General features: G+C 60.8%; 16 protein-coding genes. 3 read left to right on the top strand and 13 right to left on the bottom strand.

Features of this window, described 5'->3' with window-relative positions; all coding sequences use genetic code 11:
* Positions 1–74: 74 nt before the first annotated feature.
* The 5 genes from BMX78_RS01670 to rfbB form a co-directional block, all read right to left on the bottom strand.
* On the bottom strand, positions 75–1,199 hold the full coding sequence (locus BMX78_RS01670; RefSeq protein WP_091415588.1) for an acyltransferase family protein: 1,125 nt from the start codon (positions 1,197–1,199) through the stop codon (positions 75–77).
* 110 nt (positions 1,200–1,309) lie between these two features.
* The gene (locus BMX78_RS01665; RefSeq protein ID WP_091415585.1) at positions 1,310–1,657 is read right to left on the bottom strand and encodes a DUF2304 domain-containing protein; all 348 of its coding nucleotides are present in this window, start codon (positions 1,655–1,657) and stop codon (positions 1,310–1,312) included.
* A 32-nt stretch (positions 1,658–1,689) separates the two neighbouring features.
* Positions 1,690–2,328, bottom strand: a complete 639-nt coding sequence (locus BMX78_RS01660; protein WP_091415582.1) for a glycosyltransferase family 2 protein — start codon at positions 2,326–2,328, stop codon at positions 1,690–1,692.
* Positions 2,329–2,474: 146 nt separating this feature from the next.
* Positions 2,475–3,881: a sugar nucleotide-binding protein gene (locus BMX78_RS01655; protein ID WP_091415579.1), complete on the bottom strand. Its 1,407-nt coding sequence runs from the start codon at positions 3,879–3,881 to the stop codon at positions 2,475–2,477.
* A gap of 3 nt (positions 3,882–3,884) precedes the next feature.
* The gene (gene rfbB / locus BMX78_RS01650) at positions 3,885–4,883 is read right to left on the bottom strand and encodes a dTDP-glucose 4,6-dehydratase (RefSeq protein WP_091415577.1); all 999 of its coding nucleotides are present in this window, start codon (positions 4,881–4,883) and stop codon (positions 3,885–3,887) included.
* A gap of 102 nt (positions 4,884–4,985) precedes the next feature.
* Here rfbB and rfbA point away from each other — a divergent pair, with 102 nt between their 5' ends.
* Positions 4,986–5,858, top strand: a complete 873-nt coding sequence (rfbA, locus tag BMX78_RS01645; protein WP_091415575.1) for a glucose-1-phosphate thymidylyltransferase RfbA — start codon at positions 4,986–4,988, stop codon at positions 5,856–5,858.
* A gap of 72 nt (positions 5,859–5,930) precedes the next feature.
* Here the strand turns inward: rfbA and BMX78_RS01640 are convergent, their stop codons facing one another.
* The 6 genes from BMX78_RS01640 to BMX78_RS01615 form a co-directional block, all read right to left on the bottom strand.
* Positions 5,931–7,865, bottom strand: a complete 1,935-nt coding sequence (locus BMX78_RS01640) for a DUF6541 family protein (RefSeq protein ID WP_353615419.1) — start codon at positions 7,863–7,865, stop codon at positions 5,931–5,933.
* A gap of 152 nt (positions 7,866–8,017) precedes the next feature.
* The gene (locus tag BMX78_RS01635) at positions 8,018–8,755 is read right to left on the bottom strand and encodes an ABC transporter ATP-binding protein (protein ID WP_091415569.1); all 738 of its coding nucleotides are present in this window, start codon (positions 8,753–8,755) and stop codon (positions 8,018–8,020) included.
* Positions 8,756–9,640 (bottom strand): ABC transporter permease, encoded by an 885-nt coding sequence (locus tag BMX78_RS01630; protein WP_091415567.1) that lies wholly within the window; start codon positions 9,638–9,640, stop codon positions 8,756–8,758.
* Positions 9,637–11,637, bottom strand: a complete 2,001-nt coding sequence (locus BMX78_RS01625; RefSeq protein WP_091415565.1) for a glycosyltransferase — start codon at positions 11,635–11,637, stop codon at positions 9,637–9,639. Before BMX78_RS01625 ends, BMX78_RS01630 begins: the two co-directional genes overlap by 4 nt.
* Positions 11,634–12,821 (bottom strand): UDP-galactopyranose mutase, encoded by a 1,188-nt coding sequence (glf, locus tag BMX78_RS01620; protein WP_091416034.1) that lies wholly within the window; start codon positions 12,819–12,821, stop codon positions 11,634–11,636. Before glf ends, BMX78_RS01625 begins: the two co-directional genes overlap by 4 nt.
* Positions 12,822–12,943: 122 nt before the next feature.
* The gene (locus BMX78_RS01615) at positions 12,944–13,528 is read right to left on the bottom strand and encodes an acyltransferase (RefSeq protein WP_091415562.1); all 585 of its coding nucleotides are present in this window, start codon (positions 13,526–13,528) and stop codon (positions 12,944–12,946) included.
* Positions 13,529–13,683: 155 nt separating this feature from the next.
* Between BMX78_RS01615 and BMX78_RS01610 the strand changes: the two genes are divergently transcribed.
* On the top strand, positions 13,684–17,808 hold the full coding sequence (locus BMX78_RS01610) for an FtsK/SpoIIIE domain-containing protein (protein ID WP_091415560.1): 4,125 nt from the start codon (positions 13,684–13,686) through the stop codon (positions 17,806–17,808).
* Positions 17,809–17,863: 55 nt separating this feature from the next.
* Here the strand turns inward: BMX78_RS01610 and BMX78_RS01605 are convergent, their stop codons facing one another.
* Complete coding sequence (locus BMX78_RS01605; protein WP_502686258.1) at positions 17,864–18,337, bottom strand: hypothetical protein; 474 nt, start codon at positions 18,335–18,337, stop codon at positions 17,864–17,866.
* Positions 18,338–18,568: 231 nt separating this feature from the next.
* Between BMX78_RS01605 and BMX78_RS01600 the strand changes: the two genes are divergently transcribed.
* A complete protein-coding gene (locus BMX78_RS01600) occupies positions 18,569–18,817 on the top strand; it encodes a WhiB family transcriptional regulator (protein WP_015937605.1) in 249 nt (82 codons plus the stop codon).
* A gap of 95 nt (positions 18,818–18,912) precedes the next feature.
* On the opposite strand, the gene BMX78_RS01595 is transcribed toward BMX78_RS01600, so the two are convergent.
* The gene (locus BMX78_RS01595) at positions 18,913–20,379 is read right to left on the bottom strand and encodes a sensor histidine kinase (RefSeq protein WP_091415555.1); all 1,467 of its coding nucleotides are present in this window, start codon (positions 20,377–20,379) and stop codon (positions 18,913–18,915) included.
* Positions 20,380–20,385 lie beyond the last annotated feature (6 nt).

Raw genomic sequence — 20,385 nt, 5'->3', positions numbered from 1 at the left:
TGGGCTACGGCCACGCTCCCGCTGTTTTTGTTTGTAGTGTCAATCCGGCCGGGTGGGCGGAAGAACAGCAAAGATCAGGCTTTGCCGGCCGCCGCCGCCTCAGATTCCGGCTGCGCCTTCGGCCCCGCAGCCTCCGGCTGGTCTCCCGCTCCGGTTGCAGGTAGTGAGCCCCCTACAGCCGCTGGAACCGGTGAAGTCTGGCGCCGGCGGCGAACGGCCCGCATGACAGGTCGCTCAACAAGAAGCCAGCTTGCGAGAGCGAGTACGAGAGTTCCGGCCCCGGACGAGAGGATATAGAGGGCCATTCCCCGGTTATGCACGCCGTAGAGCGCGAGAAGTTGTTGTACTGGCCAAGCGTAGATATAGAAGCCATAAGAAACGTCATGAACGCGAATCAGCCGCGGCGACGGCAGCACGGACGAGACCCATAGCAAGCCGTAGGCAATAAGCGGGGCGGCAAGTTGACCGCCCCACGTGGGAACGAGGACAACGCAAAACACGGCTCCAAAGATCGACCCAATACCGGCCGCCCAATGCAGTCCGATCCATTTGGAGACTGCCTGGATGACTGCACCGCCCAGGAAGAAAGGCAGCAACTTCGCCAGCAGGGCGAAGTTGGTGTCCGCGAGCAAAGGCGTGATCGCAGGCATATTGGCGTAGACAATCACGCTCACTGCAAAAGCCAGCGCCAGGGGCAATGGCGACCGCCGCACCCAGGCGATTCCCCCGATAGCCGCAATGACCAGATAACAGAGGAATTCGTAATAAAGGCTCCACAACGATCCGTTCCAGGAGCCAGCGAAGGGAACAACAGCGGGCGTGAAGGCAACGTCGTAGTTTTTCATCTCGAGGAACAAGTTCGAAAACACGAACCTGAGAGGAGTGGTCTCGGTTGTCCAGTAACCGGCCAGTGTTCCGTTCTGGTGCACATAACCAAGCGGCGCGAATACAGCGACAGTCACCACGAGGCAAACAAGGAACGCCGGGTAGATGCGTGCCACTCGATGGACCAGATATTCTCCCAGCCCGTTCGTAAAGCGGCTGCCAGTGATGAGGAACCCGCTGAGCGCAAAGAATCCGGCAACGGCCCAACCACCGAGGTTTTCGCCCCGGACGTGGGGCCCCTCCCCCGCTCCGGCCAGGTAGAAACTGTGGGCGAAGAGCACCAGCGCTGCGAGACCCAAGCGGATCATGTTCATGCTGTTGTTTCTTGGGTCAAGCGCTTTCCCGAACCGGGGGCTTGGCCTCGACTGCCCGGCGCGTGATCCTCCGCTTCCGGCCTGGGTGGATACGCTACCGGCCTGCCTCACTAGACAAGCTCCCCCGGCTTGGGCGCCTCATCGATCGCGATACGCCGCGACAGCTTCGTCAGAGCATTTTCAGCATGCCGGAAGCGCTGGTACGTCGTCGCCATAAAGACGAACAATGAAACGACAGCACCATAGAGAACGAGGTCTGTGCCACGACCGATGCCCAGGAATAGCGCCACCCGGGTGAGTGCGTCCGGGAAGAAAACGGACAGCGCCGCGACGACCGCGAAGATCATTAGCAGCATGCGTCGAACGGCAAGGTGCCTGGCGTTGGATCCGCCGCGCATCAGGGCGAGCGAAACCACCATGACGGCAACAACGAGAACAAGTTGAACAATGATTAACAAACTGGCACCTTGGGCTTGTATACGAAGAGGGTCTACTTAAAGAACAGCTCGGCCACGATGTTGACTGAGTTCAACAGGGATTGACCCTTGGCCTTGGAATAGTCGGTGTAGATGATTTCCACGGGGTGCTCAGCGTAGTTCGGCTTGAGCTTGGCCAACTGATTCACGAGCTCAGATGCGTGGGCCATGCGGTTCTGCGTCAGATGAATGTTGGAGGCAACATAGCGGTTGAATGCCCGGAGCCCGTTGTGGGCGTCAGTCAGGTTCAGGCCAGTCGCCATTCGTGATTGGATCGCCGCCGTCTTGAGGACAAGGCGCTTTGCTGCTGAAAGCTGGGTGCGGTCGTCCAGGAAGCGCGAGCCAAGAATAATGTCCGCTTCGCCGGCCCGCACCCGGTCAACCATGGCCTTGGCATCGTCCACCCGGTGCTGCCCGTCGGCGTCGAAAGTGACGACACAATCCAGTTCCGGATCCTGTAGTGCAAACTCGATCCCCGTCTGCAGGGCAGCACCCTGGCCGAGATTGATCGGATGCTGAACCACAACTGCCCCTGCAGCCCGCGCCTGCTCCTGTGATCCGTCGGTGCTCCCGTCGTCGACGCAGACTACGTAGGGAAACTGCTTTCGCAGCCCCTCGACGACAGAACCTACGACAGTAGCTTCGTTGTACATGGGAATTACGATCCAGGTGCGACTCACGGGTTCAATTGTTGCATATGGGGAGGCATGGATACGGCGCGCGGCATCCTCCGGGGACGGTTCGCACGGTGGTTTCCGCCCGAGGCGAGGACTTTGTGCGGGCGCGCGACCCGTGCACGCTACCTAAGGTATTCCAGCATCCTACTAGCGGAATCTGCCGGCTTGAAGCCTGTCGCCTTGATCTTTGCGAGATCCAGGACGCTGTTCAGCGGCCTCGGCGCTGCCGTCTTGCCCCTGAAATACTCTTCAGTGGAAACCCCGGTGACGTCTTCACGGCTTGCTCCCGACAACTCATAGACATCCGCGGCGATGTCGGCCCAGGACTGCGGACCGCCGTCGCTCGAGAGGTTGTACGTGCCGTAGGGTGCTGCTGTCATGAGCAGGTGCTGAATACCAGCTGCAATGTCCTCGGTGAAGCTAAGCCGCCCGACCTGATCGTTGACAACAGAAGGCTTGATACCTCGCGAGGCAAGTGAGGCCATGGTCCGGACAAAATTGGAACCCTCTCCAATGACCCAGCTGGTTCGCACTATGTAATGCCGTGGGACTGCGCTCACAATGGCATCGCCGGCCGCCTTCGTCTGCCCGTAGACACCCAGCGGCGAGAATTCCTCTGTTTCATCATGGATGTCCCGTGAACCGTCAAAGACATAGTCCGAGGAGACATGGACCAGCGTCAGCTGATGCTCGACGGCGGTCCCCGCCAGGCGGGCCACCGCGGTTACGTTGTTGGCCCAGGCCGCTGCCCGGCCTTCCGCGGTTTCCGCGGCGTCCACGGCAGTATAGGCCGCTGCATTGATGATTGCTGAGTAGTTCTTCCAGTTGCGGTTGGAGAAAGCCTCGACATCGGTGATGTCGAACTCACCGCGCCCGGCGAACTCAACGGACGCATCGCCGTCGTACATCCCGCGCAACGCCTTGCCGAGCTGCCCGTCCGCACCGACCACCAGGATCTTCTTCGGCGGCATGGGCACAACCTCCGCCAGTCGGGGATGGGCCTTGTCCTTGTCAGAGAGTTCTGCATCCTCTAGTGGAATGGGCCACCGGATCGCCGCGGACTCGTCGGCGAGGTTCAGGAACGTGTACTGACCTTGCGCGTCAGCTGACCAGTGGTCATTGACCAAGTAGGTGTAGGCCGTGTTGTCTTCCAAGGTCTGGAAGGCATTTCCAACGCCCCGCGGAATGAAAATTGCCTGGCTTGGGTCCATTTCGGCGGTAAATACAGTCCCGAATGTGGCGCCCTCCCGAAGATCGACCCAGGCGCCGAAAATCCTGCCCGTGGCTACGGAAATGAACTTGTCCCAGGGCTCGGCGTGGATGCCACGCGTGGTGCCGGCTTTCTCATTGAAGGAAATGTTGTTCTGTACCGGGCTGAAATCCGGCAGGCCAAGGGCAACCATTTTTTCACGCTGCCAATTTTCCTTGAACCAGCCGCGGTTATCCCCATGGACCGGAAGATCGTAGAGGACGACGCCGGGGATCGGCGTTTCGTGGGCAACTAACTTCTTCGAAAACTCGATCGACATCTTCTACTGGCCCTGTTCTTTGTACTTGGCTTCCGTGGCGGCTTTCTGGGGCCGCCACCAGTCTTCGTTGTCCCGGTACCAGGCAATGGTGTCCTCGATGCCTTCATCGAAGTTGGAGAACTGTGGCTCCCAGCCCAGCTCGTCACGCAGCTTGGTGGAGTCGATGGCGTAGCGGAGGTCGTGGCCGGGCCTGTCCACCACATGGTCGTACGCGTCCGGGGACTCGCCCATGTGCTTGAGGATCAGTTCCACAACGTCCTTGTTGTTCTTCTCACCGTCGGCACCAATGAGATAGGTCTCACCGATCCTGCCTTTAGCGATGATCGCCAGCACCGCCGAGGAGTGGTCGTTGGCGTGGATCCAGTCCCGGACGTTCTCGCCTTTGCCGTACAGCTTGGGCCGGATCCCGTCAATGACGTTGGTGATCTGCCGCGGGATGAACTTCTCCACGTGCTGGTACGGGCCGTAGTTGTTCGAGCAGTTGCTGATGGTGGCCTGCAGCCCAAAGGAGCGCACCCAGGCCCGGACCAGAAGATCGGAGCCGGCCTTCGTGGACGAGTACGGGCTGGAGGGGTTGTACGGCGTCTGCTCGGTAAACCGTTCCGGGTCATCGAGTTCCAGGTCTCCGTAAACCTCATCGGTGGAGATGTGGTGGAAGCGCTTGCTGTGCTTCCGGGCCGCCTCGATCAGCGTATAGGTGCCGATGATGTTGGTATCCAGGAACGGGCGCGGGTCATGCAGCGAGTTGTCGTTATGCGACTCAGCGGCATAGTGAACCACAACATCAGCATCAGCCACCAGCCGGTCCACCAGTACAGGATCGGCAATGTCTCCCTGGACAAACTCGAACCGCTCCCCCGGCAGGCCCGTCAAGGACTCCAGATTGCCCGCGTAAGTCAGCTTGTCCAACACGGTGACATGGTCCTCCGTGTGGTCGAGAACGTAGTGAACAAAATTGGAACCGATAAAACCGGCACCGCCAGTGACAAGGAGTTTCTGCATTCACATAGCCTAACGTGCTATGGCAGGCTGCCTCAGTGATGGGAGTTGCAGCAAACGCTGTGGGTTTGGCGGTGCCCGTTCGCGCAGGCAATGATAGAGCCTATGCGTGGAATCATTTTGGCCGGCGGCACGGGCTCGCGGCTGCACCCGATTACTCTTGGCTCGAGCAAGCAACTCGTCCCCGTCTACGACAAGCCGATGATTTACTACCCGCTCTCGACCCTGATCCTGGCCGGTATCAAAGATATTCTCATAATTACTACCCCCCACGATGCTGAACAGTTCCAACGGCTGCTGGGCGACGGCTGGCAGTTTGGCGTCAACATCACCTATAAGCAGCAGCCAAGTCCCGATGGCCTGGCACAGGCATTCATTTTGGGCCAGGAGCACATTGGAAATGAACCAGTGGCACTCGTGCTTGGTGACAACATTTTCTACGGTCAGGGCATGGGCACCCAGCTGCGGCGCTTTAAGGACATCGAAGGCGGGGCAGTCTTTGGCTATTGGGTTTCGGATCCCACTGCCTATGGTGTTGTTGAGTTCGACGAGCAAGGCACGGCTGTCTCTCTGGAGGAAAAGCCCCTCAAACCGCGAAGCCATTATGCCGTGCCAGGCCTCTACTTCTATGACAACGACGTGATAGAGATCGCCAAGAATCTGGAACCGTCCCCGCGCGGGGAGCTGGAGATAACTGACGTCAACCGAACGTATCTTGAGCGCGGACAGCTAAAGGTTGAGATCCTTCCGCGTGGCACCGCTTGGCTGGATACAGGAACTTTTGATTCGCTTAATGATGCGTCAAATTTCATTCGGACTGTGGAGCACCGCCAAGGTCTCAAGATCGGGGCTCCGGAGGAAATCGCCTGGCGACTGGGTTTCCTGAGCGACGACGAACTGAAAACACGAGCAGAGCCCCTCGTTAAGAGCGGCTACGGAAGCTATTTGCTGGGCCTGCTCAACGGTTCACAAGCGTAGAACCCGGCGCCGGGCCCCTAGGAGGGCCCGGCCGGGGTGGCGTTGAAAAGCAGCGCCCGGGGCAGAAGGTACCTACTTGCAGGCTGTTATCTCGTAGAGTCTTGCTTCGCCCTGCTCATCAACCAGCCGTGCAACTCCATCCAGTGCCAGATTGTCCAGGCCGTCGTATCCGTGGTCCCCACCGTGTACTTCGCGGTGCCCGAAATCGAGGACAAAGTCCACGTTGAGTCGCTGGACTTCAGGGCAGACTGAAGGATCCACCGAGGCATCGTTCAACTCGTCAATGATCTTTTTCCCTCCTTCGGGCACCGTGCCGTGCATGTGCGGCAGAAGGACGGGACGCCCGCTGAACGCGTACGCCAAAGCGCTCCCGTTCCAGGGGTTGTCGGCTATAACCGAGCCTTCGGGAACTTTGCTGTCAAGTCTTTTGATCAGGGCGAGTTCATCAGTTGAGATCAGCGGAGAATCCTTCGTCAGCTGATAGCCCGGGGCTGCCGTATTGACGGCATCCCGGACGTTGGCCTGTTGAGTCCCGAAAGCCAGAACACTTACGGCCACCGCTCCAACCACTGGCAGCGCAAAAGCAGCAGCTGCTTTGCCCTGCGAGGATGTACTTCTGACTCCCCGGACCAGGTTCTGCACAGCAGGCAAAACCAGCCCGTCCCAGCAAGCTACCGCACCCATGGTGGCCAGCGGCAGGATCACTATGGGTAAGAGGGACGCGAGCCGGGGCGGATCGTTGTACCACACTCCGGTAATGAACATCCGCTGCGGCCCTACCGGGAAAGACGCGACAACGACGAACAGTCCGGCGGCCATCAAATACGTCCCAATGAACCACAACTGGGAGCGTCGAACGATCAGAGAAACGATGCCGGCCACTGCCAGGATAGAAACCACCCAAGATACGGGCCGGCCAACAGCAGAACTGGTGAGCACCTCGCCGATCGCCCTTCCAGTGGTTTCCACCGGAGGCCAAAAGGCGGCCTCCTCCAGGGGGCGCACATTCTGCCATGTGACCACCAGACCTGCCACACCTGCGAACAACACAGCGAGCATGCCCAGCAGCCGGGGCCAGGACAAGGTGCCTGCCCTGAAGAGTCGGGCCACGGTCTTGGCCCAAGCAAACAGCAATGGTGGAACCATCAGCGCAAGGAAAGCCATAACGCTGCTGGGGTGCGCAAGCGCAATGCCCGGCAGGCTGGCCAGCAATAACAAACCGTCCACTGCCCGTGATTTCGGCGTCTCCACTCCCAGGCCCAGGAGACGTATCCCCAAGGCCAGCGCCACCGGTATCAAGGCATTGCCGAGGAAGTTCGGATACAGCACGCCAAAATCAAGGAGCAGGAGTGGGAATGCACCGAAGCCGGCAGCGAGAATGCCGGCCGCAACGGTAACTGCAGCCCGGGCACCGGCAACCTTGTGGGCAAGGAACATGCAGCCCAAAGGCCACACAAGGGCGGCCACCACAAGATTGACCACATTGACGGCAACCGTGATGTCGGCGCCGGTCAGGTTCGTCAGCAATGACACAAGGTCGTGCCAGGCTGCCGGGTAAAACGAACCGCCCGTAAACGTGCTGATGGTTAGAGAAGAGGCGGAGCCTGTGTCCTCTACATGCCGAATCGCGTTTAAATGGAAGACGTTGTCGAAGGTTTGAGAGAAGGCCTCAGGTGTGCCAACAACAGCAACCACACGCCGGCCCACGAGAAAGGCGGCAACGAGGACGGCAAACCACTGCAATCCTGAAGTCCGCCAGTCAACCACGAGTCCCCTGTGCCGCTTGCCCTTGATGAGGAAGGCTGTCAGGGCAAAGGCCAGGACCGCAAAAAGAAATGTCAGCAAGAGAACGGGCACCGGCGACCACCTGAGGCCGATCATTGGTGCCAGAACCGCTGCAACAGACACCAGGGTCACTGTAATGGCGGGACTTACCGCCAGCAGTGAAAATCCCCGCATTCTGCTGGCCAGCGCGACCACTGTTCCTGGAATGAAGAGAATAGCCACCGCGACGAAGACATGCGGGACTACAGACAACCAGGACACAGAGAATCCTCCAGAAATTGAGTTGAGACGCGGCCCCGGACCTCAGTTGACCTGAGAATTATTAGTCAGCTGACTACGGGGCACAACGGGCACGAATTTAGAATAAGCCAACGCTAGCGTTGGTTCGCCGCCCTCAGGGTAGTAACAGCATCACCGATAGGACCGTCGAAAACGATGTTCCCATGGTCCAGGACCACCCCCCGGTCGCAGATGCGCGATACAAGATCCAAGTCATGGCTGACGACTATCAGGGTCTTTCCCGCGTCCGAAAGCTGTTTGATCTTATCCAGACATTTACGCTGGAACGGCTCATCCCCCACTGCCAGGATCTCATCAACAAGAAAGATCTCCGGATCCGTGTGGACGGCCACAGAAAATGCCAGCCGGAGGTACATCCCGGACGAGTAGAACTTCACCTCCGTATCGATGAAGTCACCAATTTCGGAAAACTCAACAATGGAATCGAACTGTTCCCGAATCTGGCTTTCCGACATGCCAAGAATGGCCCCGTTGAGGAAAACATTGTCCCTGCCCGAAAGGTCGGGGTGGAAACCAGCGCCGACTTCAATCAGCCCGGCGACTCTTCCCTGTGTTCCTACGAACCCGCTGTCAGGAAGCATCACCCCCGAGATGTGCTTGAGAAGGGTCGACTTCCCGGAGCCGTTAAGCCCAAGAAGCGCAACTGTCTCGCCTTTTTCGACTTCCAGGCTCACATCATGCAAGGCGTGAAACTTTTTTGAAAGATCACCCTTTCGCCCTTTAGCGAGCCAAACGACGGCTTCCTTGATAGAGCGGGTATGCCGAAGTACAAACTCCTTGCTGATGTTGCTGACTTGAATGGCTACTGACATTTAAAGCTCCTGCGCAAATCGGCCTTCAAGCCTGCGAAACGTCCACTGCCCGAGTACCAGGACAGCGGCTGAAATGGCAAAACCGACTGGTATCCACAGGGACAGCAGGTTTGGCGGCAGCGCCGCAGTGCCATCGGTCGTTGGTAACCAAAAGGCATAGTGGAACGCTTCTATGCCGACGGTGATGGGGTTCACCTGATAAACCGTGAACCAGAAGTCCCCGATCTTGTCGCGCACCATAGTCCAGGCGTACATGACCGGCGATGCCCAGGTGGCAATCATCAGGAGCATATCGACCAGGTTCTCAAAATCACGGAAGTAGACGTTGGCTGAACCGAACAGGAGGCCAAGGCCGGTGGCCAGCATCGTGACGATGAGGAAGCCCGCAAGGGCGGCAAGTAACTGGAGAGCAGTTGGTTTCCATCCCACAGCCATGCAGGCCACTATGAGCACCAGCAACTGTGGAACGAAGTGCACTCCCGAAACCCAAACCGAAGCAACTGGGAACAGTTCCCTGGGCAGGTAGATCTTCTTGATGAGGCCGCCGTTGCTGACTATTGAACGGGCCGCGTTGCTTAATGCCTCAGTAAAGAAGTTGATGAGCACGATGCCCGAAAAGAGGTACACCGCGTAATTGGCCAGTCCATCGGGATTCCGGGCACTCTTTTCCAGTCCCAGAAAAACACCGAGTGCAATGTAGAACACCACAAACTGCACCCCGGGCTTCACATAGGACCACAGCAGGCCAAGCACTGACCCCCGGTAGCGAACCTGAAGTTCCTTCTTGACCAGAAGCTTTAGCAGAAAACGTTGGCGAAATACGTCGAACAGCCCACCCCCTACACCGGGAGACTCAAGCGCTGCGACCTCCCCAGCCTGACTCATTTCACATCGTCCTGGGCATTACTCTCGAAGGTGGCCTTCCACGCCTCCATAGACGTGATCTGAGGCAACGCATTCCGATATTGAGTCCTAAGGCGAGGCCAATTCTTGAGCACCTTGCCATAAACTCTTACGCTTTCCCCGAGAAGCTCGCGCACACGCTTCGGATCGCGCATGTACCACGACGCACCTGTTCCATCGGCGTTGGACACAATAGCGCTGTCATATTGCGACATACGCCACCACTTGTTGTCCTGGTGCGGCACAAAGGCCTGCGGGTGTTCCTTTGCAGTTTCCTTGACGGGCTTCGCCACGTGCCTGATAACGTTCTTGGCTGCCCAAGGCACAATGGTCGCGTACGACGGGGCCGAGAAGCCTCTGCCCCGACGTGGCGGGCGCCCGGACTTCAGTTGCGGGAAGTCTTCAACTTCTGGTTTGAACTGCGATTCCGAATACTCCTGGGCGATCTTGCGAATGTCCGGCAGCCTGGTGGCGAGGATAGCGTGCAACTGATCCGGGCCTTTCAGGAGATCCTTCATGGCCTCAATCCTGCCGCGGACAGTGAAGTACTGCATGGAAATGAGATGCTTTACATCCAACTTCATGGAATTGTCGAGAAGACCGCCGCCCAGGTCGTATGGGCTGTGTAGAAGGGCATAGATGAAGCGATTGCGGGTGTGGAAGTACGCCTGCCAGCCGACCAGGTCGTCTTTATCAATCCAGGACACGTGCCAAACTGCCGATCCCGGCAGCGAAACGGTGTTGTAACCGGCGGCTTTGGCCCGTACTCCGTACTCGGAATCGTCCCATTTGATGAAGACAGGCAAGGACAACCCGATTTCACGGATAACCTCGGTGGGGATCAGGCACATCCACCATCCGTTGTAGTCCACGTCAACCCGGCGGTGCATCCACGGCGTATCGCGCAGATTTCCGCGGGCAAAATTGTGCCGCATCCGCTGCCCCGGGTTCGGCTCATCCGGGCCAATCAAGTAGGGATTAACGACTTCACCGAGGGTGTGCAGGACATTGCGGTCGTGGAGGTCAAACATATGCCCACCAACGAGGGTGGGTGTTTTGCAATAGTCCGCGAAGATACCCAGGCGGACAATACTTTCGGGTTCAATGACGACGTCGTCGTCTAGCAAGAGGACGTAGTCGCTTCCATTTTCCACGGCCTCATACATACCCCGGGCGAAACCGCCTGATCCGCCCAAATTGTTCTGATGGATCATTCGGAGCTTGTCGCCCAAGGCTTGGCGGACCGGCATGAAACCGTCGGCGTCACGCACTTTTTCAGTACCTTGGTCAACGACTATTACTTCCTTGACGCTTTCCAATGCCTCCGGATGGTCACCCAGGATCCGCAGATTGTTGATGCAGAAAGCAGTCTTATTGAGCGTGGTGATTTCCACGGTGACTGTGCCTGTTTTACGGCGTTCTGCCGATGTTTGCCATTCGGCGCCCAGGAAGAGCATTTCCTCGGTTCCAGCAGCTACATCAAACCAATACCAGCCACCGTCCCCGAACGGAACGAGGGAAAGGTCGAAAGTGGTTTCGGCATCACCCTGAACCCTGACAGTCTCGACATGCTGGAGGGAGCCGCGGGCGTTCGATTTGTAGACGCTGACCGTACCGCGGCCGGACGTACGGACGTTCAAGCGGACCTCGCGGACGGTCGTCCAGCGTTTCCAGTAGGACGCCGCAAAGGCGTTGAAGTAGGTTCCGAACGAAATCCGCTCACCGGCCCTGACCGATGCAGTGGTCCTGGACAGCACGTCATCGGCATGAACAGTCCGGTTCAGCCCCGGGTCGTCCACCTGTGGGAGTGTTCCGGCAGCAACTTCAACGGCGCTGGCCACCACACCAGAGTCCATATAAAGCGGCAGGGTCTCCATCCCCCGTTCGCCAGGCAAAATCACGCGCTGGATGGTGGTCCAAGCGGCAGCGTCCTGAACTTCTGCGGCTTGCATCTCGTTATTCTGCTGGGCCACGCTCATGCGTCCACGCCTCCACTTTCCAGCTGTACGCCGCTTTCATAGTGCGGCCGGATCTTGTTGTCGAACATGCTCAGCGCAGCCCCGATGGCCATGTGCATGTCCAGGTACTTGTAGGTGCCCAGGCGTCCGCCGAACAGGACGGCTTTCTCTGCGGCGGCAAGGTCCCGGTACTTGAGCAGGCGCTCCCGGTCGGCGGAGGTGTTCACCGGGTAGTAGGGCTCGTCCCCCTTCTCGGCGAACCGGGAGAATTCGCGCATGATGACCGTCTTCTCGGTCTGATAGTCACGCTCGGGGTGGAAATGGCGTGGTTCGATCACGCGGGTGTAGGGGATGTCGGCGTCGTTGTAGTTCACCACGGACGTGCCCTGGAAGTCACCAACGTCGAGGACCTCTTCCTCAAAATCGATGGTGCGCCAGGAGAGGTCGCCTTCGGCGTAGTCGAAGTAGCGGTCCACGGGGCCCGTGTAGACCACCGGGATGTTCCCGACAACCTTGTTTTTGCTGTATTCATGCGACTCGTCGAAGAAGTCGGTATTCAGCCGCACCTCGATGTTGGGGTGCTCTGCCATCTTTTCGATCCAGGCGGTGTAGCCGTTGGTGGGCAGGCCTTCGTACTTATCGTTGAAGTACCGGTTGTCGTAGTTGTACCGCACCGGGAGCCGCGAGATGATGCCCGCCGGCAGGTCCTTGGGGTCCGTCTGCCACTGCTTCCCGGTGTAGTGCTTGATGAAGGCCTCGTACAGGGGTCGGCCGATCAGCTGGATGCCCTTGTCATTGAGGTTCTGGGGATCAGTTCCTGCAAGCTCGCCCGCCTGCTCCTGGATAAGGTCCCTCGCCTGGCCAGGGGTGAGGTTGGCGCGGAAGAACTGGTTGATCGTCGCGAGGTTGATCGGCAGGGAATAGACCTCGCCCTTGTGCACGCCGTAGACCTTGTGCACGTAGTCGGTGAAGGTGGTGAACCTGTTGACGTACTCCCACACCCGCTCATTGGATGTGTGGAAAAGGTGGGCGCCGTACCGGTGGATTTCAATACCGGTTTGCTCTTCCTTTTCGCTGTAGGCATTACCGCCGATGTGGTGGCGGCGGTCGAGGACAACCACCTTCAAGTCGAGCTCAGTAGCGGCCTGTTCTGCGATTGTCAGGCCAAAAAAGCCGGACCCTACGATGACAAGGTCAGCGGTCACAAAATCTCCTGGTTTGAATGCGGGCAGCGCAATGGTGCGCATTGTCTGCTGCTCTAGCCTACCCGAGGCACTACAGCGCACGTCGAATCCGGCACCCCTGTACCCCAGGGAAACGGGTTGTTTTACCCCTCCGCCAGGATGCCATCCTGCTCAACGTACCGGGCTCCGGTCCGGGGGCACACCCATTCCCCGCCCTCGTGCTGCAGCGGGTGGCCCGCCTTCCCAACCCAGCCAACACGCCGGGCGGGTACGCCCGCCACAAGGGCGAAGTCGGGCACATTTTTGGTGACAACAGCACCAGCGGCGACTGTTGCCCAAGCACCGATAGTCACCGGCGCGATGCACACTGCCCGGGCCCCGATAGCCGCACCTTCGCGGATAGTGACGCCGACTTTGTCCCAGTCGTCCTCTGTCTTCAGCCCGCCGTCGGGAGTCACTGCACGGGGGAAAACATCGTTGGTCAGCACCACCGCAGGGCCAATAAATACGCCGGCTTCCAGCACCGCCGGCTCGTACACCAGGGCATAGTTCTGGACCTTGCAGTTGTCGCCCAGCACGGCACCTGGACCTATATAGGCCCCGCGGCCGATCACACAGTTCTCCCCCACCTGCGCGGACTCCCGGACCTGTGCCAAATGCCACACTTTTGTTCCGGCCCCGATGATGGCTTCCTCGGACACATCAGCGCTGTCTGCAACAGTGCTCACAGTGCCTCCTTCATAGCCGGGACCGCGAGTGCGGTCGTGTCTGTAGCGATCCTAACCGAGCCCCGACAGAGTTTGTCCACATACAGCAACTCGCAGGGGCGGCTGTGGCCGTCTGCTGGCTAGCGTGGATTCAAAGGCCGTAAGGATCTGTACGCATGAAATTCCATTGCACCCTCGTCCGCAGCCAGGAGTCCGGGCTGCCGGGCACACCCCTGGAACTGACCATCCAGGCTCCCGAAGGCACTGCCGGTGCCTCCATCCAAGGCGAACTGACGCGCCAGTTCGGCACAGGGGGCGTCTCGGTCAGCAGCAAGGCGCTTCAGTCACTCACGGTGGGTGAGGCGCCCTTAGTTAATGGCGCAGTTCTGGTCGAGGGGGCCGCCCTTGCTGGCGCGCGTAAATTACGACGGCGGGCGCCCGCTGATGAGGCGTACCTCGCCCTGGCCGTTCACAGCGGTGTGGGCGCCGGCATCGTCGTACCGTTACGCCGCGGCTCGTACACCCTCGGCAGGAGCGGTACCCGGATCGAGATCGCCGATCCCGAACTCTCCCGTGAACACGCCCGCCTCGATGTGACCGAAACAGACATCATGATCATCGATTTGGACAGCGCGAACGGCATCGACGTCGACGGCGTGAGGGTCAGGAATGCAGTCATTTCCACGGACTCGGTCATCCGCTGCGGGAACACAACAATGTCGCTGGTTCTGCTGGACCCGCCGGAAAGAGCACTCGACCACGCGGGGACCTCGACCCAGGAACCCCTCACCGTCACCGGCCGAACGGAGACAAGCAACCGGACAGTGCTCGTCCTGACCGCAGCCCTTCCGCTGCTGATCGGGGTGGGACTTGCCGTAGTAACGGGAATGTGGATGTTCCTCGCCTTTTCGGCCGCTTCAGCAGTATCCGTCCTCGTTCCCCTCGCCGCCGGGCGCCGCCAGCGCCGGGACCTCGCCACTTCTATTGCGGCTGCCGTGGACGAAGACCGGAAACGACGGCGGCTGGCGGGTCCGTCGCTTGCATGCCTGATGCTGGCCGCCCGCCAGAAGCAAGGCAGCCCGAAACAGGGCGGCCAAAAACAGGTCGGCGAGACACAGACTGCCTCCTCCGACGATGGCGCTGAGGAGGGCGGTGTGTGGCTGCGGCTTGGCGAGGCTTCCCAACCGGCGAACGTGAAAGTGGAGCGGGGGGACCCTTCCGCCGGCGTTCCATCCGCGGGCATTGTTCCCGTCGCTTTGGATCCGGACATCGCCAGGACCACCTTCCGGGGACCGAAGGCCGTAGCCGACGGCCTGGTCCGTTCACTCGTCATGCAACTCTCCGGCTACCCCAGGGCCCGCAGCACACGCGTTCTCATCGTGGGGGACGCGGAGCGCCTTCCTCTGGCCGCCCGGTACCTGCCCGGCAGCACTCTCACCGCTTCCTCTCATGGCGCACGCAGAATTTTGGCGGAGGGCTTTGGTCCCGCCCATCAGCGTGGTGTCCTCATCATGCTCGGAACTTCGAATGCACAGGACGACGACGCGACATCCGCCATGGCGGCAGGGCTTGGCTGGCAGGTCCTTCAGTTCCTCCCTGCTGCCGGGGGAGGTGACCGCACTTGGGAGGTGGAAATTTCTGAGCGGACATCCATCCTTCGGGGCCCGGCAGGTGAGGTTGCCTTCGTCCCGGATCTCGCCCCGGAGTCAGTGTTCACCGATTTCTGCCGGAACCTCGCTGGGCAACCGGCCCCGCCGGACAAAGGATCCAAGACTGTCCCGGGCTCCTGCGCGCTCAGTGATCTCCTGCCGCTTTCCCCAGCCGGGGTCGCGGCCCAGTGGAATCAGAGCGCGCAGGCCGATGGATTGCCTGTGGCTATGGGAATCAGCGCCGCTGGAACGCGTGGCTTGGACCTCGTCTCAGACGGCCCGCATCTGCTGGTCGGGGGAACCACGGGCTCGGGCAAGTCAGAACTGCTCCGCACGTTCGCCCTGGCATTGGCCCTCAGCCATCCGCCAGACCGCGTGAATTTTCTCTTTGTTGATTTCAAGGGCGGGTCCGGGCTTGGCCCTTTAACGGAACTCGTCCACTGCGTCGGGATGCTGACCGACCTGTCCACCTACGAGCTCGAACGGACCATGGCCTCGCTCAGGGCTGAGATCAGGTTGCGGGAGGAAGCTCTGGCTGCCGCCCAGGTGCCGGATCTCGCCTCGTACCGTTCCACCGGGGCTTCCCCCAGCTTTCCACTCCCCCACCTGGTGATTGTGATCGATGAATTCAGGATGCTGGTTGATGATGCGCCGGAGGTGCTGCGGGAATTGATGCGGATCGCAGCGATCGGGCGGTCGCTGGGGATCCACCTGGTAATGGCTACCCAGCGGCCGCAGGGAGCCGTCACAGCGGACATCCGGGCCAATGTCACCTCCAGCATCGCCCTTCGAGTGCAATCCGATATGGAGTCCTGCGACATCATCAACACCAAGGATGCAGCAGGTATCAGCGTGGGTACGCCGGGACGGGCTTTTATGGCGCGGGGTACTGAAGCGCCGCAGGAATTCCAGACCGCGACAATCGGGACAGCCCGTGCCGGGCCTGGCTGGGCAGACGCTATCAAGGTGCAACACGCCGTGGACTGTTTCATACGGGATGGAACCAGTGATGCAGACGGAGAAAGCAGCGGGGACCAGCCGCCCGGGCAACAGACACCCGCCCAAGCTGCCCAACCGTTGGTGGCGATGGTGCAGGACCTGTGGCACGGCCGGAACGGACCGGCACCCCGGCTTCCGGTGGCCGCTCCCCTGCCTTCGAATCTGCCGGTTCCTGGCAGCAGACAGTCTGCAGGCCACCCCGGCAGCGGGAAAAACGCAGGATGGGCAATCGAACTCGGACTGATGGATCTGCCGGAAGACCAGAAGGTGGTTCCCCTCGTGTGGAAGCCCCCGGAGCACAGTCATCTGGCGCTGGTCGGCGGCCCGTCTTCAGGTGCGCTGGAGGCCCTTGGATTCGCCGTCTCCCGGATTGTCCTCCATCCGGTGGAAGCACACTGCTACCTGCTGGGCGCAGGCGGCGCTTTCCGTGGCCTTGCCGGCTCCGGTCGAATTGGAGCGCACGTAGGCCCGCACGAGCTCCGGCGGGCGGTCCGTGTGCTGGAGCGCCTGAAACAGGAGATGGCCCGGCGGTTAAGCGACGGTGGGATGAAGAGCGAGGTGCCATTGGTACTGGCTATTTCCGGATGGGGATCATGGATATCGGCCCTGCGGGCAGGACCCCTGGCCTGGGCCGAAGACCTCGTACAGGATCTGGCCCGGGACGGCAGCCGGGCGGACATTGTGGTGATGCTTGAGGGCGACAGGGAACTTGTCAGTTCCCGGACGTTCGCTTTGCTTGCGAACCGGCTATATTTCCCCACCGGATCCAATCCGGACAGCCGGATAGCGTGGCCGCGCATGCCCGCTACAGCCGAGAATAAAGGACGGGCCGTGGCGTTCGGCGCCATCGCCGGCGGCGGCCCTGTAGTGAGCCAGCTGTACAACCCGGACCTGGAAACCTTGAGCAAGTGGGGCATGGCCCCAGGAAAGGCGCCCACAAAACGTCCCTTCCGCATCGAACCACTTCCTGCGCTGGTGCAGGCCACCAAGATCAGTTCCAGCGCAACGAGCAATCTGAGCAGCACCCCGGAGTCTCCAAAGCCGGCCAATAGTGCGGCAGGCAACAACAACGGGGCAGGCAGCTTGGGCCAACCCCTGGTGATTGGTATCGGCGGGGATGAGCTCGAGCCAGCATCCATCAGCCTGCCGTACGGAGGCGTGCTCACAGTCCTGGGCGGACCCGGATCGGGGAAAACGAACCTCCTGCGCGCGCTGCCTCTGATGAATCCGGCACGCGGGCCATGGCTTTGCTGCGAGGCAGGTAGCGACGCCGCTGAGTACTGGCAGCAGTCGCTGGCGACGGCAGCGGCGGGCCGTGCACAACCAGGAACCTTGGCGCTGGTGGACGATGCCGATCTCTTATCCGCCGAAACCCTGCAGTACCTGTCGGAACTGAACGCATTGGGCTGCGCGGTGGTGCTGACGGCCAACTACAGCCCGCTGCTCCTGCAGCGTGTGCCGCTGGTCATGAAGTCCCGCGCGTCCGGCACCGGCGTGCTATTGGCACCCCGTTCACTACTGGATGGTGACCTCTTTGGAACCAGGTTTGAAGTGGAGGCCCACCCAGTTCCCGGGAGAGGAGTGTTGATCTCCCGCGACGGGGCACGGAACGTCCAAGTCGGCTGGTCCGGCTGGAACCAGACCCATGGGTAGTGCCGAACGCCAGCGCACGAACGTGGCATGCAGCCCACACAAGGAGTCGAGCCAGTCAGAGGGCCGGCGTGGAACCGCCCGTGCGGGAAGCGAAGGTGATGAGCTTGTTCTGGAACAACAGCACAACGGCAGTGACGGCCGGAATCAGCATCGCCAGTCCAGCCACGGGAAGGCCGGCGCTCATTGTTGGGAAGCCGATGGTGAGGACAAACAACTGGGCCACCAGGGCAGCAGCCCTGGTCCACCGGTATCCGCGGTAGAGAAAAAGTGCCACCGCGTACAGCCAGGTCGAGAACGCCAGCAACAGCCCCAGCGTAAAGACGGCACCCCAGAACGACAGCACGGGGCTGCCCGCTGCAAGCTGGTAGCCGTACCAGGCGGCCGCGGCCAACAGGGCGGTTGCTTCGGCAGCGACAATCACTGCCACCACGAGCACCGCAGGCGGACGGGCCCCGCCACTGGGCTGTTCTGGCCCGGACCCCCCTGTTGGAGCCTGCGGGTCTGCGGGGTTTTCCGGAGGTCTTGACACACTGGCACCCTACCGGACATAGTCGGACAGTGGTGAGGCCCAGTACCGCCACTGTGATGTATCGCTCAGCGTTCCGGGGATCTCAAGCCTTATTACCCCTTGTTTACACAGCGTTAACATGACAGGCTTGATTCAGATGACCAACGGGGCCCTGCCGGGCCCCTTTCCTTTGTAGCTACTAGTGAATAATTTCACAAAGGGCACTTCCCAGAAATGGAGCAACTGATCAGCATGGATTGGCGTAACCGCGCAGCGTGCCTCGAAAAGGACCCGGAACTGTTTTTCCCCGTTGGAAACACAGGCCCGGCACTCCTGCAAATCGAGGAAGCCAAGAGCGTCTGCCGCCGGTGTCCCGTAGTGGACACATGCCTGCAGTGGGCTCTCGAGTCGGGCCAGGATGCCGGTGTATGGGGCGGCATGAGCGAAGACGAGCGCCGGGCCCTGAAGCGCCGTGCAGCACGCGCCCGCCGCGCCTCCTGATCCCTCCAGGCACAACGGCTGGCTGAAAAAGCTTAACAAGAAGGCCCTGGCCGCAACCCGCAAAGGTTGCCGCCAGGGCCTTCTGCTGTCTCCTGCTACTTGGCCGGAAGGATCAGCCGGATCTGCACGGCGGTGCCGCCGCCTTCACGGGGAAGCCACTGGATGCTCCCGCCCAGCTCGCTGGTGACCAGCGTCCGCACGATCTGCAAACCGAGGCCCTCAACATGAGGAGTATCAGGAAGTCCCACTCCGTCGTCGGCAATGGTCACGGTGAGTTCCTCGCCGTCGTCGCCTTCGGAACGGTCGGCCAGCAGCCAGACAGTCCCGGTCCGCCCCTCCAGGCCATGCTCCACAGCATTGGTGACGAGTTCATTGATCACCAGCGCCAGCGGCGTGGCAAAATCACTCGGCAGTTCACCGAACATGCCCGAACGCTCGGTCCGGACCTGCTGGGACGGCGACGCCACTTCCGCGGAAAGCCTGAACTGCCGCCCGATCAGCTCGTCAAAGTCGACACTCTGCGTCAGGCCCTGGGACAGGGTTTCGTGAACCAGGGCGATAGTTGCTACCCGGCGCATCGCCTGTTCGAGCCCCTGCTTCGCCTCATCGCTCACCATCCGGCGGGACTGCATGCGCAACAGCGCGGCCACCGTCTGCAGGTTGTTCTTGACCCGGTGGTGGATTTCGCGGATGGTGGCGTCCTTTGTCACCAGCTCCATCTCGCGCCGCCGAAGCTCGGAAACGTCGCGGCAGAGGACCAGCGCGCCGAAGCGCTGCTGCTCATCACGCAGCGGGATGGCCCGCAGTGACAGGCTTACGCCGCGGGACTCGATCTCGCTGCGCCACGGCATCCGTCCGGTTACTACCAGGGGCAAGGTTTCGTCCACCATGCGGCGGTCCTTGAGCAGGCTGGCGGTGACCTCGGCCAGGGAGCGCCCCTCCAGGGACTCCCCGTCACCGAGACGCCGGAAAGCGGACACGCCGTTCGGGCTGGCGTACTGCACCATGCCCTCGGCGTCCAGCCTGATGAGCCCGTCTCCAACCCGTGGTGCGCCGCGGCGGGAACCCGTGGGCGAGGCGAAGTCCGGCCACAGCCCCAAGGTCCCCATCCGCAGCAGGTCGTAGGCGCACTGCCTGTAGGTCAGTTCAAGCCTGGAGGGCATGCGCGAACTGGAAAGGTCCATGTGCGTGGTGACAACGGCCAGGGTCCGCCCGTTCCGGACCATGGGAACGGCTTCCACCCGGAGCGCCATTTCGCTGCTCCAGTTGGTTTCGCTGGAGCGCTCGATGGAGCGGCTGTTCCATGCCTTGTCCACCAGCGGCTGGAGGTCCGAGCGGATGGGTTCGCCCACGAAGTCGCCATGGAACACCGTATGTGTGGTGGAAGGCCGGACGTGAGCCAGCGCCACATACCCGTGGTCAGGGTGGGGGAACCAGAGCGCCAGGTCGGCGAACGCCAGGTCCGCGACCATCTGCCAGTCCCCCACCAGGAGGTGCAGCCATTCGGCATCGCCCGGCCCGAAATCAGCATGTTCCCTGATAGGGTCCGTAAAGATTGCCACTGCACC

Origin of the sequence: Arthrobacter sp. OV608 (assembly GCA_900110595.1) — a bacterium.
In the GTDB taxonomy this organism is placed as follows: domain Bacteria; phylum Actinomycetota; class Actinomycetes; order Actinomycetales; family Micrococcaceae; genus Arthrobacter.
The sequence above is the reverse complement of the archived record's forward strand: the minus strand, read 5'-3'. Positions and strand labels throughout refer to the sequence as shown.

Excerpts from the sequence above, each read along its gene's own strand:
- BMX78_RS01670 (WP_091415588.1), bottom strand. The coding sequence starts at position 1,199 with ATGAACATGATCCGCTTGGGTCTCGCAGCGCTGGTGCTCTTCGCCCAC.
- BMX78_RS01660 (WP_091415582.1), bottom strand. The coding sequence starts at position 2,328 with ATGTACAACGAAGCTACTGTCGTAGGTTCTGTCGTCGAGGGGCTGCGA.
- BMX78_RS01655 (WP_091415579.1), bottom strand. The coding sequence starts at position 3,881 with ATGTCGATCGAGTTTTCGAAGAAGTTAGTTGCCCACGAAACGCCGATC.
- rfbB (WP_091415577.1), bottom strand. The coding sequence starts at position 4,883 with ATGCAGAAACTCCTTGTCACTGGCGGTGCCGGTTTTATCGGTTCCAAT.
- rfbA (WP_091415575.1), top strand. The coding sequence starts at position 4,986 with ATGCGTGGAATCATTTTGGCCGGCGGCACGGGCTCGCGGCTGCACCCG.
- BMX78_RS01635 (WP_091415569.1), bottom strand. The coding sequence starts at position 8,755 with ATGTCAGTAGCCATTCAAGTCAGCAACATCAGCAAGGAGTTTGTACTT.
- BMX78_RS01630 (WP_091415567.1), bottom strand. The coding sequence starts at position 9,640 with ATGAGTCAGGCTGGGGAGGTCGCAGCGCTTGAGTCTCCCGGTGTAGGG.
- BMX78_RS01625 (WP_091415565.1), bottom strand. The coding sequence starts at position 11,637 with ATGAGCGTGGCCCAGCAGAATAACGAGATGCAAGCCGCAGAAGTTCAG.
- BMX78_RS01610 (WP_091415560.1), top strand. The coding sequence starts at position 13,684 with ATGAAATTCCATTGCACCCTCGTCCGCAGCCAGGAGTCCGGGCTGCCG.
- BMX78_RS01600 (WP_015937605.1), top strand. The coding sequence starts at position 18,569 with ATGGATTGGCGTAACCGCGCAGCGTGCCTCGAAAAGGACCCGGAACTG.